We start from the raw sequence: 15,060 nt of genomic DNA, 5'->3' as shown, positions 1-15,060 counted from the left end.
GGCCTATTGATTGTTGCGCCAAATCTCTGGAGTAATGGTGACCTGCCCTTTATCAGAGGAGACGTAAGCTTCACCATCTTGAACATTGACATGGATCACCATGCTGCGCTCAACCAACTTGTTCAGCTCTTCCGCTTGTTCTGCTGGTATAGAGACTATTTGTAAATTACGAGCACGAGTGAGTTTGTTGGCAATGCCATCCCACCAGATTTTGCTGGTATGTCCGCCGTAGCAATAGACAATCACTTGATCAGAACGACCACAGGCTTTCAGAATACGACGCTCGTCTGGTTGGCCGATTTCAATCCACAACTTAATTGCGTCGGTAAGATCTTTAATCCACAGGTCGGGTTCATCGGTATCACTCAAACCTTTTGTAAACACTAGATCCTCATTTGCCTGCAATGCAAAGGCAATGATGCGGATCATCATCCGCTGCTCAGTCTCAGAAGGGTGCTTAGCAATAGTTAATGAATGACTGCCATAGTAGTGGCGGTCAGAATCTGCGACATGAAGGTCGGCTTTGTGGATAGTTGCGCGTAGAGCCATGACCTATTATCGCCTTTATGAACCAACTCCTGGCCTGAGTGAGCTCATAACCAGTATTATTTGGCTTGGGGCTCCTGATGAGCCTGGAAATGCCTCAAATTACTGTGTACCGTAAAACCCATGATCCGTATTACTGAATTACGTCTGCCAATTGACCATGCTCCAGAAGCTCTGGAGAAGGCGATATTGAAGCGTCTCAATTTAGACGCTAAAGACTTAATACGATTTGAGGTCTTTAAGCGTAGTTACGATGCTCGAAAGAACGTCGCCCTCTCTTTTATCTATACGGTTGACTTATCTGCAAAGCATGAAGATGTTCTTCTGAAGCAATTTTCTGGAGATATTCATGTAAGACCATCCCCGGATACGAGCTACCACTTTGTAGCAAAAGCCCCTGAAACTATAGACTCTGGCAAAGAGCTGCGCCCAGTAGTCGTTGGATTTGGCCCATGCGGTATTTTTGCCGCTCTAGTGTTAGCGCAAATGGGATTTAGGCCTATCGTTCTTGAGCGTGGCAAGAAAGTTCGTGAGCGCACTCAGGATACCTGGGGCTTGTGGCGTAAGAATGTTTTAAATCCAGAATCTAATGTGCAGTTTGGCGAGGGCGGGGCTGGTACGTTTTCAGATGGCAAGTTGTACAGCCAGATCAAAGATCCTAAGTTTTATGGACGTAAGGTTATTTACGAATTTGTAAAAGCCGGCGCTCCCGCAGAAATTACCTATGTAGCTAAGCCGCATATCGGCACCTTCCGCCTAGTTGGCGTGGTAGAGAAGATGCGCCAAGAAATTATTGACTTAGGCGGTGAGATTCGGTTCTCGCAAAAGGTAATTGGCTTTGATATTGAAAATGAGCAAATTACCGGGGTCAAGATTGAGGGGCAGGCAGATCTGCCTGCTAACCACGTCATCTTGGCGCTTGGACATAGTGCGCGTGACACATTTGAGGCCTTGCATCATGCTGGCGTCTTCATGGAAGCTAAACCCTTTTCTGTTGGCTTTCGGATTGAGCACCCCCAATCACTAATCGATAAAGCACGTCTGGGTCCTCACGCGGGTAATGAGTTAATTGGTGCGGCAGATTACAAATTAGTCCATCACGCCAAAAATGGTCGTTCCGTCTATAGTTTTTGCATGTGCCCTGGTGGGACAGTAGTCGCCGCCACCTCCGAACCGAATCGTGTGGTTACCAATGGCATGAGCCAATATTCTCGTAACGAACGAAATGCCAATGCGGGCATCGTCGTTGGCATTACGCCAGAAGATTACCCGGGTGGCCCATTGGCAGGTATTGAGTTTCAGCGCGCTATTGAATCAAAGGCTTTTGAATTGGGTGGTAGAACTTATGAAGCGCCGGGCCAGCTGATTGGTGACTTTTTAGAAGGCAAGCCTTCAACTCAGTTCGGTAGCGTCATGCCGTCATACAAGCCCGGCGTTCATTTAACGGATCTGGCAGAAAGCTTACCAGCTTATGCTATTGAGGCTATTCGCGAGGCGATTCCTGCTTTTGAGAAGCAAATTAAAGGCTTCTCTATGAAAGATGCTGTTTTAACTGGTGTGGAGACGCGCACTTCCTCTCCTTTGCGAATTACTCGAGGCGCCAACTATCAGAGTCTGAATATCAAAGGCCTTTATCCAGCGGGAGAGGGTGCTGGCTATGCCGGTGGAATCTTGTCGGCAGGTGTTGATGGGATTAAAGTAGCAGAAGCAGTCGCACTAGACTATCTGTCGAAGTAAATATCACATAAGAACTCCATGAATTCTGAAGTAACTCATTCATCAGCCGAAGAAAAAGAAGTTCTATTTCATCCGGAGTTGTTGAAGAAGTTTGATATTAATGGGCCACGTTATACCTCTTATCCGAGCGCCGATCGTTTTCAGAGTGACTTTTCTGAGGCTGACTATTTGGGTGCACTCAACAGGGTGGCCAAAGCTAATGAGCCACTTTCCTTATATTTCCATTTACCGTTTTGCCCCAATATTTGTTATTACTGTGGCTGCAACAAGATCATCACCAAGGATCATGGGCGTAGCGCCAAATACATCAAATATCTCGCTAAAGAAATGGCCATGGTTACTAAAGCCATGGGTGCTCAGAAAAAGATTCCCGTTACACAATTGCATTGGGGTGGTGGCACGCCTACTTTTCTATCGCATGAAGAGATGACCGAGTTGATGCAGCACACTCGCGAGCATTTTGAGCTACTGCCTGGCGGTGAGTATTCAATTGAGATTGATCCGCGCCGTGTTACTGAGCAAGATATTGCACTCTTGGCCGATCTAGGCTTTAACCGTATTAGCTTGGGCGTGCAAGACTTTAATTTGGCCGTCCAAGAGGCAGTACATCGTGTGCAGACTATTGAGGAAACCCAAGCAGTCATGGATTGGTCCAGAAAGTATGGGTTTAAATCCAGAAGCGTTGACTTGATCTATGGTCTACCAAAGCAAACGCCAGAGACTTTCAAGGAAACAGTCGATGCAGTATTGGCAATGAATCCAGATCGCCTATCCGTCTACAACTATGCACATTTGCCGCATATCTTTAAGCCGCAACGGCGCATTGCTGAAGCTGACTTGCCTGCGGCAGCAGATAAGCTGGATATTCTCTCCAATACCATTGCACGCTTAGGTGAGGCAGGGTATGTCTTTATTGGCATGGACCATTTCGCTAAACCAGATGATGAGTTGGCTATAGCCCAAAAAGAAGGCAGGCTGCATCGCAACTTTCAGGGTTACTCTACCCAGGCAGAATGCGATCTTCTGGCATTTGGAATTTCTTCAATCGGTAAAGTGGATGATTGCTACTCTCAGAATGTGCGCACTTTGGATGAATATTACGAGGCATTAGATGTAGGTCACTTACCGGTACTCCGAGGTTTGCGTCTTGATGAAGACGATCTGATGCGCCGTGAGTTAATTGGTGAGTTGATGTGCCAATTTGCCCTAGACACCAAAGCTTTTGCAACATCACATCAAATTGAATTCTCAAATTACTTTAAGACGGAAATAGAAGAACTCAAGAGTCTAGAGGAGGCTGGTCTCCTCAGCTGGGAGGGTGAAAGTATCCTGGTTCCCACCAAGGGCCGTCTCCTCGCTAGGCGTGTAGCCATGACTTTTGATCGGCACCTTAGAGAGTCTCAAGCCAAAGGGACCTATTCCAAGGTTCTGTAAGGGTAAATCTGAGGTAATTTGATCTAGATCAAATAAGCCTAAAAACTCTGTTGCTTTTAAACCAATAAAAAATCTCCAGTCTCAGTCAATTTGATTTACATCAAATTGCACCCCCTTCATCAATTCGAAAATAGTTACATCGAAATTGATAACAAAAAGGGAAACCATCATGCGTATTAAGACACTCGTAGCAGCAATGGCTGCTGTAGCATCCTTAGCCCCAATCGCGGCTCAAGCTCAAGCTGAAGAAAATCCATGGATGTTGCGTGTCCGTGCGGTCGACTTGCTTTGGCAAAATGGACAGTCTGGTTTGGTTCAAGCCGCAAACGTAAAAGCTAAAAATCAAGTTATTCCTGAGTTTGATGTTTCTTACTTTTTCACAAAAAATATTGCTGCTGAGTTAGTGTTGACATGGCCGCAACAGGTGAATATTACTTATGGCCCAGGTAATGCCAACGCCGGTAAGATTACAGCTTTGCCGCCATCACTTTTAGCTCAATACCACTTTACTGATTTAGGTGCTTTTAAACCTTATGTTGGCGCTGGTATCAATTACACCATCTTTGGAAATCGTCAAAATTTCCCTGCGCTCGGAAATCAGGTCCAAGTTGATCAGTCAAGCGTTGGTTTTGTAGGTCAAGTTGGTATGGATTACATGCTGGATAAAAATTGGGGTTTAAACGTTGATGTGAAATATGCAACTATGAGCACCAATGTAACTGGTAGCGGAGCGCTTGCCGGCGCATCTGGCAAGTTGACATTGAACCCATGGATGCCAGCTGTTGGTGTGACTTACAAGTTCTAAGAATTTAGTTCTTAGGTCTTGAGGTAGAGCCCCTAAGGGGCTCTATTTTTTTGTCTCGACTTTATTGAATCAAGTCATCAATTAGCTTTTCAAATGCAGCTTCGTTCAAAACGAAGTTATCAAATCTATGCAATGAGAGGTGGGTTGGCGGTTCAGTCCTGCGCTTAGCATATTGTTCCCAGTGTGCAAGTTTCCATTCATCTCTTGGGTCAGCTCTTTTCTCCATCCGTTTTTTGGCCTCAAGCTCCTCTAGATCTATCCAGGCAACCTGAATAGAGGTCTGTGGTGGCACTTCCAATTTCTGCGCGTCAAACATCTGGCCGCTCTGAATCTCCTTCGAGAATGGCCCAACCAAAATGACATTGATGCCCAGGAGTAAATTTTCTCTAGCGATATCAATTAATCCTTGGTACTCCCAGTCGCGGAGATTCTCAAGGTAGAAGGGGCTATCACGGTCATTGGGGTTCTGAGTAGTGAGGCCCATGACATGGGCGCTGAAGCGGCCATACACGGTGTCTTTATCTAAAAAGAAAAAATCTTCCCCGGTTTTCTCGATCAACAGCGGTAACGCTTTTTTGGCTAAAGTCGACTTTCCGGTGCCGGCATGTCCTGCAAAGAGGATTAGGCGGGGCGCGGAGGGGGTTAATTTACAGACCATAAGTAGCTAGTCTCGCAGAAATAAGTAGAAATATCTCTTCTTTTAGGGAAGTGACGATAATGTCGCCATGGCTTTAATCGTACTCACTGATGCAAAACTGGCTTTTGGCCACGTTGACCTCCTCGCAAACACCGCTTTTTCACTGGAATCCGGTGAACGTGTTGGCTTAATTGGCCGCAATGGCACTGGTAAATCTTCCTTGTTGAAGATATTGGCCGGTATAGAAAAAATGGATGATGGCCTGTTGCAATATCAGCAAGGTCTCAGAATTGCTTATGTTCCTCAAGAGCCTATATTTGAGGCAGAAGAGACTGTCTTCGAGGCGGTATCCAAAGGCGTTGCTCAAGCTAAGGCTTTGCGCGAGGAATATGAGGCTCTCAGCGTTGGTGAGTGGGATGATGCTTCCCATGATCGACTTGACGAAGTGCAGTCGCAATTAGAGGCTTTGAGTGGATGGAATTGGGAGCAGCGTGTTTATGAAACATTAGATCGTTTGCACTTAGAGGCTGATCTCAAAATTAATACGCTTTCTGGCGGTACTAAGAAACGGGTTGCCTTAGCGCGTGCTTTAGTTGAGATGCCTGACGTACTCCTACTTGATGAGCCAACCAACCATTTGGATTTGGATTCGATTGCATGGTTAGAGGAATTGCTCAAAGAGTATCAAGGCTCAGTAATTTTGATTACCCATGATCGCGCCTTCTTGGATAACGTCTGCACCCAGATTGTTGAGCTCGATCGCGGTATTTTGCGCAGTTACCCTGGTAACTTTACGCAATATGAAGTTTTAAAAGAACAAGAACTGAATTCTGAATCCTTGGCTAATGCTCGTGCCGATAAATTATTGGCGCAAGAAGAGGTCTGGATTCGTAAAGGGGTTGAGGCACGCCGCACTCGAAGCGTTGCCCGAATTGCCCGTTTAGAAAAATTACGGAGTAGCCGTGCCGAACGCAGAGATGCGATGGGGCAGGTGAAGTTGGCTGTTTCTGCTGGAGATCGAAGCGGCAAGATTGTGGCTGATCTTCAAAACGTTAGCAAAACCTATGATCGTCCGATTGTGAAAGACTTCACGGCAACGATTTTGCGCGGTGATAAGGTTGGTTTGCTGGGTCCTAATGGTGCAGGCAAAACAACTTTGCTGAAATTGATTTTGGGAACTATTGCGCCAGACTCTGGTACTGCAACTATGGGTACGCGTATTGAAGTGGCTTACTTTGACCAAATGCGTGAAGGTTTAGATCTGAATGCTTCGCTGGAAGATTACATTAGCCCAGGGAGTGAGTGGATTGAAATCAATGGCAATAAAAAGCACGTTAAGAGTTATCTGAGTGATTTCTTATTTGCTCCCGAGAGAACCAATTCCCCAGTAAGTACTTTGTCGGGCGGTGAGCGCAATCGTTTATTACTAGCACGCCTATTTGCGCGGCCTGCAAACGTCTTGGTCTTGGATGAACCTACTAACGATTTAGATATTGATACTTTAGATTTGCTTGAGCAACTCTTGCAAGACTATAAGGGCACGGTCTTCTTGGTCAGTCATGATCGTTACTTCCTAGATAACGTCGTCACTAGCATTATTGCCAACGAGGGCGATGGCTTCTGGCGTGAGTACGAAGGGGGTTATGAGGATTGGAAAATCCAGAAAGCGCGCTCAGACAAAATTCGTGCTGCCAATGGCAATGCCAACACTAAAACTGTGGATAAGGTTGAGGTCAAAGCAGAGGCAAAGGTAGAAGTTAAGACAGAAGTTAAGCCTGTAGCCAAAAGTGGAGTTCAGAAACTCAATGGCAAAGAGCGCCAAGAACTGGAAGTTTTGCCATTACAGATCGAGACATTGGAAACTGAGCAAGCTGATATTGGTATTGCCATGAGCAATCCCGATCTTTATAAAAATGAACCTGAGTTGGCAGCGAGCATGCAAGCGCGCTTGAGTGAAATCACTGCTGACTTAGATCAAAAGCTGCAACGCTGGGAACAGCTATTGAGTCGTTCAGAGTCTTAGTGCTATAGCCTAGTCGCGCGGTAAACGAGCGCGCAACTGGGCGATTTCATCAAGCAGGTCTAGCGCCAAGGCAACCCCAGGCACATTTAATTCAAGATCATGGGTGAGGTGTGCTGCGGTTTTTGCTCTTCGCAAAGAGTCGCCACTAAAGCGCCAATCCTGAGGTGAAGAGCCAGCTGGACTTAAAACGCCTTCGGATACCCAGGTCATGATGAGTTCTTCAGGTGTGCGTGAGGCATGAGAGAGTTCAACAATGGTCATGTGCACCTCATTCTCCACAACAGCACCTTCAATCCAAGTGATATTAGTTTGTGTCATATCAATCATCCCTTCAAGTGTGTTCTAGGGTTGAAATCAAAAGCCTTCTCAAAGGCTTGATAAGCTTCTTTTTGTGATTCATTATCAGCAGGAGGCAAGGCGATAGAAGGTACCGCATATAAATCACCTGGCTCTGAACTTGGTATGCCTTTACCTTTAAGGCGCATCTTTCGACCAGCAACAGTTCCTGCGGGGATCTTCAATTCTAAAGTGCTGCCTGCAGGAGTGGGGACGTTGACGGTAGTACCGAGTGCCGCTTCCCATGGTGCCAAAGGAATATCGATGAAGACGTCTTTGCCTTCTACGCGATAAATAGCGTTAGGATGAAATTCAATTTCGAGATAGAGGTCACCAGCAGGGCCCTCGCCAACACCAGGACCACCTTGTCCGGAGAGTCGCAAATTTTGTCCGGCCTTAATGCCTTTAGGAATGCTGACATCTAACTTGCGTTCTTGGGTGCTGACGTGGCCGCTCGCATCTTGCACGGGCATATGTAATGCAATAGTGCGCTTAGCTCCGTTATATGCATCAGCGAGATCAATCAAAATTTTGGCGTGATGATCTTGGCCTTTGAAATTCATACCCTGTCGAGGATTGCCACCACGACCACCTTGGCGATGTTTGCCGCGACCAAACAGAGATTCAAAGAACTCGCTTTGATCACCTTCAAAACCGCCACCGTAACCTGGATGACCACCGCCAAAGCCGTCATCAGAATATTCAAAGCCTTCATTCCAATTTGGCGGAGGAGTAAAGTCTTGACCGTTTTTCCAGTTCTCGCCAAAGCGATCGTAGGCTGCGCGTTTCTCAGTGTCCTTTAATACGGCATAAGCTTCGCCGATTTGCTTGAACTGTTCTTCAGCACCAGGCTCTTTATTAACATCCGGATGGAACTTGCGCGCCATCTTGCGATAGGCTGATTTAATCTCAGCTTCAGTGGCGCCACGAGCTACGCCAAGAGTTTCGTAGTAATCCCTAAATTTCATAAGCCTGTTTCAGTTCGGTTTCTGTCTGGGTTATGCTAATAGGATTGATTCTACAGTTCTCTTAGCTCATTACCCCAATTTGCCATGGAACAAATTCATAGTCTCCCAGGCCAAGAAGTTCGCTTTTGGAGGCCTCCCCGGAAGCAGTACGCAGGAATAGCTCAAATATCCGCTGACCCATCTCCTGAACGGAGACAGTGCCATCCAAAATCTCACCGCAATTAATGTCCATATCTTCAGTAAGGCGCTGATACATTGGTGTATTGGTGGCCAGTTTGATGCAGGGAGCAGGCTTAGAGCCGAACATGGATCCACGGCCGGTGGTAAAGGCAATCAGATTAGCGCCGCCAGCGATCTGGCCAGTGGCGGATACGGGGTCAAATCCCGGGGTATCCATAAATACAAAGCCTTTAGTGCTCACTGGCTCTGCGTACTTATAGACTTCCATTAGAGGACCAGTGCCACCCTTCATGGAGGAGCCTAAAGATTTCTCAAAAATATTCGCTAAACCACCAATTTGATTGCCGGGACTTACTTGCCCGTTAATTTGCACATCTCTACCAACAGAGTATTCATCCTTCCACCAGCGAATTCGCTTAATGAGTTTTTCGCCCACTTCTTTGCTAACAGCACGGCGGGTGAGAGTATGTTCCACGCCATAGATTTCTGGTGTTTCTGAAAGAATTCCAGTGCCACCATGACGCGACAAAATATCAATCGCGGCACCTAGTGCAGGATTGGCTGTAATTGATGAAAAGCCATCGGAACCACCACACTGCAAGCCAACCGTCAGGTGGCTTGCAGATACCGTTTGCCGTTTTACTTGATTGGCTGCAGGCAAAAGTGCTTTGACAGCCTCGATGCCAGCCTCAATAGTTTTGCGCGTGCCGCCCGATTCTTGCATGATGAAGGTATGCAGAGTATTGCCTTTGGCCAGGTCTTCCTGCTCCATCAAACCTTTTAATTGATTGCGCTCGCAACCAAGACCCACAATTAGAGCGGCCGCTAGATTGGGATGACGAGCATATCCAGCCATAGTACGGCGAAGCAATTGCATCGGCTCACCACTCATCTCCATGCCACAGCCGATGTCATGACTAAATGCTACGACTCCATCTACATTAGGAAAATCTTTCAATCTTTCGGGGGTAAACCAGTCTGCAATTTTGTTCACAACGGTTGCTGAGCAGTTTACTGTCGATAGAATGCCGATGAAATTACGTGTTCCTACTTTTCCATTGGGTCTGACATAACCCTGAAATGTAGCGCGCTGATCTTCAGGTAATAATTGGGTCGGCTTATATTCGCTTGCATAAGCATAGTCACGATCAAACTCACGGAACTCGGTATTGTGGCTATGTACCATCGTGCCGGGTTCAATGTCGGTATTCGCAAAACCTACCGTGACGTTGTATTTCAGAATTGGCTCGCCCTTGAGGATCTTTTTGGTAGCAATTTTGTAGCCAGCAGGCACTTGGCTGCGACTTGTAAAGTTCTCGCTAGGAACTTCAGCACCAATTCCAACATCAACCCGTGCGACCACAATATTGTCATTAGGATGCAGGCGAATAATAGGGCCAGCCAGTTTTTTTTCAGAGATTTCAATCATAGGTTTCTTTCGATTCAATAGTTTATTTATTCAGCAGTTGCGCCAGATTTTTTAACAATAGGGGCCCACTTAGCAGCTTCGGACTTAATATATTCGCCTTGGTATTTTGGGGTGATGGCGCTCATGGTTTCTCAATCATTCAATATTAAGAACGTCAAAAGCAGCTTTCAGTCTACGGGAGTATGAGTCGGAAACGGTTTTGATTTCTTCTGGGGTCCACTTCCTAAATCCTTCCCCAGCTTTCATGCCTGTTTTTCCATCAGCCATGAGCTGAACTACTTTTGGAGGTAGGGCAGTGATATTAGAAAGCGATGGATAAATTTCCTTAGCGGCATTTGCCATTCCATCCCAGCCTGAAATTTCCTTCTGTGTCATTGGGCCTACAGCGGCGTAACGGAAGCCAAAGCTATACCTCACGGCATCATCAATATCAGCTGGCGTAGCAATTCCCTCTTGTACGAGCGAGAGCGCTTCTCTCATCAAGGCGTGTTGAATACGGTTCGCTAAAAATCCGGGAATATCCTTCTTTACCAGGACAGGCTTCTTTTCGATGGCCCTATAAAGCTCGCAAGCTTGCTCCGCATATTTAAGTTCTGTTTTTTGTCCCATGACAATCTCAACTAGGGGGACAACTTCTGCTGGCATGAAATAGTGCGCACCCATCATGCGGTTTGCTGTTTTGAGGCCTTCTGCAATTTTACTGATGGGGAAGCCCGAGCTATTGCTGCCAATAGGAATATCTGCCGGCACCACTTGATCAAGGTGTTGGAAAACTTTTTGTTTTAGTTCTAAGTTCTCGGCAACAGTCTCAATCACCCAGGAGAATTGATTCCAGTCCTGCCAATCCTCTAGGACGCCAATGAATTGCTGCTTCTTAATGTCAGCGTCATCTTTAGTGGCGTTGTCTCCAACCATACCTATTTTTTTGGCAAGGCTGATAGCTTTATCTAAGCAGGCGTCAGCCTTGTCTTTTGATCTCCCCAGAATGACTACGGGTATGTTTTGGGCAATAAAGCCGGCTGCAATGCCAGCACCCATGATTCCAGTTCCAATAACAGCTACAGATTTCATATTTTTTAAACCTATACGGTTAAGTAATAAATAGGGCAAGATCATTGCTGATCAATAATTACCTTAGGTTATCATTATTTATGGTTTAATTGTTTAATAATAAAACGTACTTATCCGTATAACTTACCCTAGGAGATCTCCCCATGACGATGCATAACCCTTTCCAGCCCGTTGAGAAAATTAAAACGGAAGTGTTTTCAACCATGCCAGAGAAGTTTCGCAAAAAATCCCGTACCGGATGGTCCGATCCTAATCGTCAAGGTGCAGAGGTTGAGTGCTTTTTAGAGGGGCCTTCATTCGATCGTGAAGGTAATTTATGGTTTGTTGACATTCCCTTTGGCCGCATTTTCCGCATTGACACCAAGGGCGAGTGGGAGCTGATTACTCAATATGATGGTTGGCCAAACGGTATGAAGTTTCATAAAGATGGTCGTGCTTTTATTTGCGACTACAAAGCAGGTTTGCTAGCGCTAGATCCAAAAACTGGAAAAATTGAAACCATTTTGGGATCAATGTATAGCGAAAACTTTAAAGGCTTGAACGATCTTCACTTTGCCTCGAATGGCGATTTGTATTTCACAGATCAAGGTCAGACCGGTATTGCCGATCCAACTGGTCGCGTGTTTAGATTGCGTGCCAATGGTCAATTAGATCGTTTGGCGCTTAATGTGCCAAGCCCAAACGGCATTACTTTGAATACTCAAGAAAAGCATGTATTCGTAGCGGCCACTAGATCTCAGCAAATCTGGAGATTGCCTTTGATGGCTGACGGCTCCGTTTCCAAGACAGGTGTAGCGATACAGTTAACGGGTGGCGTGGCAGGTCCAGATGGTATTGAAATGGACTCAGAAAATGGTTTGTTGGTATGTCACCTTGGTATTGGAATCTGGAGATTTGATAACAATATGCTGCCAACCCACTTGATCTACTCTGAGAACCCACATCACCATCATTTGGCTAATATGTGTTTTGGTGGAGCGGACGGAAAAGATCTCTACATTACCGAGTCTTTATCTGGCGATATTCTAAAAGCACGTTTGCCAGTTGCTGGTAAAAAAATGTTTGGACTTTCTTAAATTGAGTGAACGATCACCGTTATATAAGTCTCTAGCCAAAACGCTAGAGCAGCGTATTTATAACGGTGATTGGCCAGTGGGATCCGTCTTGCCTGCCGAGGCGGATCTTTGTCGGGATTTTCAGTCTAGTCGGCATACATTGCGGCATGCACTACAAATTCTGGAAGCTAATGGCCTGATTTATCGCCATCAAGGCGCGCCTACAAAGGTGGTGTCTAGACAGCGCTTACGCCGTTTCACCCAAAGCTATAACTCTCCAATTGATATTCTGAGTTATTCACGGGATACCTATCGTCAGAACATAGTCGAAGAATTCATTGAGCTAGATAAGTCTCTAAGTCAGATTGTTGGCGCACCGATTGGATCATCTTGGTATCACATTGGCGGAATTCGAAAGCGCCAACAGGCAGAGGAGGTCATAGCCTGGACGGATATTTATATATTGCCCCAGTTTGCTTCGTTGACAAAAGATCCAGAACATACCCAGGTAATGGTGTACGAGCAGATTGAGGAAAAATATGGCGCTCGTATCGAGAGGGCGGAGGTAGATGTATATGCTTCTCAAGTGTCGCCAGAAATTGCGGAAAAACTCCACATCAAGCCTGACACTGCATGTCTAGTCATTATTCGCCGCTATTTTGATGACCAGGATAAATTATTTGAAGTGACAGTAACGCATCATCCGGAGAATAAATATGTTTACAGCATGGAATTTAAAGCGAGCTCAGAGGCTTAAATCAGAATGAACTATTTATCTATAACTGATGCAGAGCGTTTTATCTCGAGCGCACTTCAAGCAGAGAAAGTTCCTGCAAGTGATGCAGACATCATTGCCAGTCTGATGGTGCAGTCTGATCTCGTTGGTGCGGATGGTCATGGCATTTTCCGTTTGCCGGCTTATTTAAAAAGAATTCGGGCTGGTGGCGTGAATTTGAATCCCAATATTCATATTGAGCGTGAGCAGGGTGCAACTGCGTTAATTAATGGTGATAATGCCTTAGGGCACTTGGTCATGAATAGAGCCGTAGACCTCGCTATCGAAAAAGTGAAGCAGCACAGCGTATGTTGGATTGGTAGTCACTACGGCAATCATTCAGGCGCCGCTTCGGTATATGTTCGTAAGTTAGCGGAGCAGGGCTACATTGGTATTTATATGGCTGTTGGTAATGCAAATCATATGGCGCCATGGGGCGGCATTGACTTATTGTTATCAACCAATCCAATTGCGATTGCGGTGCCAGCAGGCGATGGGCCAACAGTGCTTTTGGATATTGCAACTACTGTAGCGGCCTACGGAAAAGTAAAAGTAGCTGCGCAAAAGGGTGAGTCCATTCCAGACGATTGGATGATTGATCGCCAGGGCAAGCCAATAACGGATCCTAAAAAATCTGCCGAAGGATCTTTATTGCCCATTGGTGGATATAAGGGTTATGGCTTAGCAGTCATGATTGGCTTGCTTGCAGGCGCACTTAATAATGCAGCAGTTGGCAAGGGCACAATTGATTTCAATGCTCACCACGACTTGGTTACAAATACGGGGCAAACGATTATTGCAGTCGATCCAAGTGCATTTGGTAACACGGAAGAGTTTATTAAAAGAGTAATTGCTTTAGTGAACGATTTAAAAAATTCGTCAACATTGCCTGGCGTTAAAGAGATTCGTGTGCCAGGTGAAGGCGCAGCAAAAACAATGGCAGAGAGAAGTGAAAGGGGTATCCCTGTCTCGCCCGAGCTGCTAGAGGCATTGAATGCTTGCGCTCAGGAATGCGGCATCCCCGCTTTAACGTTTTAAAAAATACTAAATTACTGGAGGAGACATATGTTTAAAAAACTAATAAAAAACATAGTAATAAGTGCGGTAGTTGTTCCGGCGGTTGTTCCAGTATTTGCGGGGGCAGCTTGGGCTGCCTACCCTGATAAACCGATCAAGATGATGATTGGTTATGCGCCAGGAAGCTCTACTGATATTGTCGGCAGGATGATTGCCAATGATCTCAGCATTGCTTTAAAGCAGCCTATTATTGTTGAGAATCGTGGCGGCGCAGCAGGAAGCTTAGCAGCGGATGCGGTAGCAAAAAGCGCCCCTGATGGCTACACCATCTTGTTCGCACAAAATGGCCTGGCTATTAATGTGGCAGCCAATCCAAAACTGCCGTTCAATGGCCAAAAAGATTTATTGCCGGTCGTTGGGGTCGCGGCAACCCCTCATATTCTGATTGTCAATAACAACTCACCAGCCAAGAGTGTTGCAGATTTAATGGCAATGCTTAAAGCCGAGCCAGGTAAATTGAGTTTTGGCTCTTCAGGAATTGGTAATTCAGATCATATGGCTGGCGAATTATTTTTAGCTACTACTGGATTGCAGGCGATTCATATTCCGTATAAAGGTGGATCACCTGCTGCTACAGACTTGATGGGTGGGCAGATCGACTTTTATTTCGCAGGCATGCCAGTAGGCCTCCCTTTGTATAAAGGCGACAAGGTGAGGGCGCTGGCTGTCACTAGTAAAAATCGTTTCAGTGGCGCTCCAGAGTTGGTAACGATTCAGGAGGCGGGAGTTAAGGGTTACGAGATGGCTTTGTGGCAGGGAGTCTTTGTGCCTGCCAAAACGCCTCAAGGCGTTATCAAGGAGCTGAATAACTCTATTTTGAAGATCCTAGAAACCCCTGAGATGAAAGATCGCTTTCAAAAGGCTGGAGTACAAATTGCCCCAATGAATACTCAGCAATTCTCAGACCTGTATTTTTCAGACATTGCTCGATGGAAAACAGTAATTGAAAAGGCCAAAATTAAGTTAGATTAACTCTGGCCCTTCAGA

At 45.9% G+C, this 15,060-nt stretch carries 14 protein-coding genes; 8 read left to right on the top strand and 6 right to left on the bottom strand.

Annotation, left to right across the window (positions count from 1 at the left end; genetic code table 11):
- Window positions 1–3 precede the first annotated feature (3 nt).
- Window positions 4–549 (bottom strand): YaeQ family protein, encoded by a 546-nt coding sequence (locus ICV90_RS06435; RefSeq protein WP_215357255.1) that lies wholly within the window; start codon window positions 547–549, stop codon window positions 4–6.
- Between the two features lie 120 nt (window positions 550–669).
- Here ICV90_RS06435 and ICV90_RS06430 point away from each other — a divergent pair, with 120 nt between their 5' ends.
- The 3 genes from ICV90_RS06430 (at window position 670) to ICV90_RS06420 (ending at window position 4,522) form a co-directional block, all read left to right on the top strand.
- Window positions 670–2,283, top strand: a complete 1,614-nt coding sequence (locus tag ICV90_RS06430) for an NAD(P)/FAD-dependent oxidoreductase (RefSeq protein ID WP_215357246.1) — start codon at window positions 670–672, stop codon at window positions 2,281–2,283.
- A gap of 18 nt (window positions 2,284–2,301) precedes the next feature.
- A complete protein-coding gene (hemN, locus tag ICV90_RS06425; RefSeq protein WP_215357244.1) occupies window positions 2,302–3,717 on the top strand; it encodes an oxygen-independent coproporphyrinogen III oxidase in 1,416 nt (471 codons plus the stop codon).
- A gap of 169 nt (window positions 3,718–3,886) precedes the next feature.
- Window positions 3,887–4,522, top strand: a complete 636-nt coding sequence (locus ICV90_RS06420) for an OmpW family protein (RefSeq protein ID WP_215357242.1) — start codon at window positions 3,887–3,889, stop codon at window positions 4,520–4,522.
- A gap of 61 nt (window positions 4,523–4,583) precedes the next feature.
- On the opposite strand, the gene ICV90_RS06415 is transcribed toward ICV90_RS06420, so the two are convergent.
- Entirely contained in the window at window positions 4,584–5,180 is a 597-nt protein-coding gene (locus tag ICV90_RS06415) for an AAA family ATPase (RefSeq protein WP_215357240.1), read from the bottom strand.
- A gap of 67 nt (window positions 5,181–5,247) precedes the next feature.
- On the opposite strand from ICV90_RS06415, the gene ICV90_RS06410 reads away from it, so the two are divergent.
- Complete coding sequence (locus ICV90_RS06410; RefSeq protein WP_215357238.1) at window positions 5,248–7,182, top strand: ATP-binding cassette domain-containing protein; 1,935 nt, start codon at window positions 5,248–5,250, stop codon at window positions 7,180–7,182.
- 9 nt (window positions 7,183–7,191) lie between these two features.
- On the opposite strand, the gene ICV90_RS06405 is transcribed toward ICV90_RS06410, so the two are convergent.
- From ICV90_RS06405 to ICV90_RS06390, 4 genes are all read right to left on the bottom strand, one after another.
- Window positions 7,192–7,500, bottom strand: a complete 309-nt coding sequence (locus ICV90_RS06405; RefSeq protein WP_215357236.1) for a chaperone modulator CbpM — start codon at window positions 7,498–7,500, stop codon at window positions 7,192–7,194.
- A 5-nt stretch (window positions 7,501–7,505) separates the two neighbouring features.
- Entirely contained in the window at window positions 7,506–8,486 is a 981-nt protein-coding gene (locus ICV90_RS06400) for a DnaJ C-terminal domain-containing protein (protein WP_215357234.1), read from the bottom strand.
- A 61-nt stretch (window positions 8,487–8,547) separates the two neighbouring features.
- Complete coding sequence (locus ICV90_RS06395; protein ID WP_215357232.1) at window positions 8,548–10,095, bottom strand: UxaA family hydrolase; 1,548 nt, start codon at window positions 10,093–10,095, stop codon at window positions 8,548–8,550.
- A 135-nt stretch (window positions 10,096–10,230) separates the two neighbouring features.
- On the bottom strand, window positions 10,231–11,166 hold the full coding sequence (locus tag ICV90_RS06390; protein WP_215357230.1) for a 3-hydroxyacyl-CoA dehydrogenase family protein: 936 nt from the start codon (window positions 11,164–11,166) through the stop codon (window positions 10,231–10,233).
- A gap of 143 nt (window positions 11,167–11,309) precedes the next feature.
- Here ICV90_RS06390 and ICV90_RS06385 point away from each other — a divergent pair, with 143 nt between their 5' ends.
- Genes ICV90_RS06385 through ICV90_RS06370 form a run of 4 tightly spaced genes read left to right on the top strand, consistent with a single transcriptional unit; the run spans window position 11,310 to window position 15,045 of the window.
- Window positions 11,310–12,242: an SMP-30/gluconolactonase/LRE family protein gene (locus ICV90_RS06385; RefSeq protein WP_072583457.1), complete on the top strand. Its 933-nt coding sequence runs from the start codon at window positions 11,310–11,312 to the stop codon at window positions 12,240–12,242.
- 1 nt (window position 12,243) lies between these two features.
- On the top strand, window positions 12,244–12,978 hold the full coding sequence (locus tag ICV90_RS06380) for a GntR family transcriptional regulator (RefSeq protein WP_215357228.1): 735 nt from the start codon (window positions 12,244–12,246) through the stop codon (window positions 12,976–12,978).
- Between the two features lie 6 nt (window positions 12,979–12,984).
- Window positions 12,985–14,034, top strand: a complete 1,050-nt coding sequence (locus ICV90_RS06375; protein WP_215357219.1) for an Ldh family oxidoreductase — start codon at window positions 12,985–12,987, stop codon at window positions 14,032–14,034.
- A 27-nt stretch (window positions 14,035–14,061) separates the two neighbouring features.
- On the top strand, window positions 14,062–15,045 hold the full coding sequence (locus tag ICV90_RS06370) for a tripartite tricarboxylate transporter substrate binding protein (protein ID WP_215357217.1): 984 nt from the start codon (window positions 14,062–14,064) through the stop codon (window positions 15,043–15,045).
- The last annotated feature ends 15 nt before the right edge of the window (window positions 15,046–15,060 follow it).

The sequence above is a fragment of the Polynucleobacter sp. JS-JIR-II-b4 genome, from assembly GCF_018687815.1.
GTDB lineage: Bacteria > Pseudomonadota > Gammaproteobacteria > Burkholderiales > Burkholderiaceae > Polynucleobacter.
The sequence above is the reverse complement of the archived record's forward strand: the minus strand, read 5'-3'. Positions and strand labels throughout refer to the sequence as shown.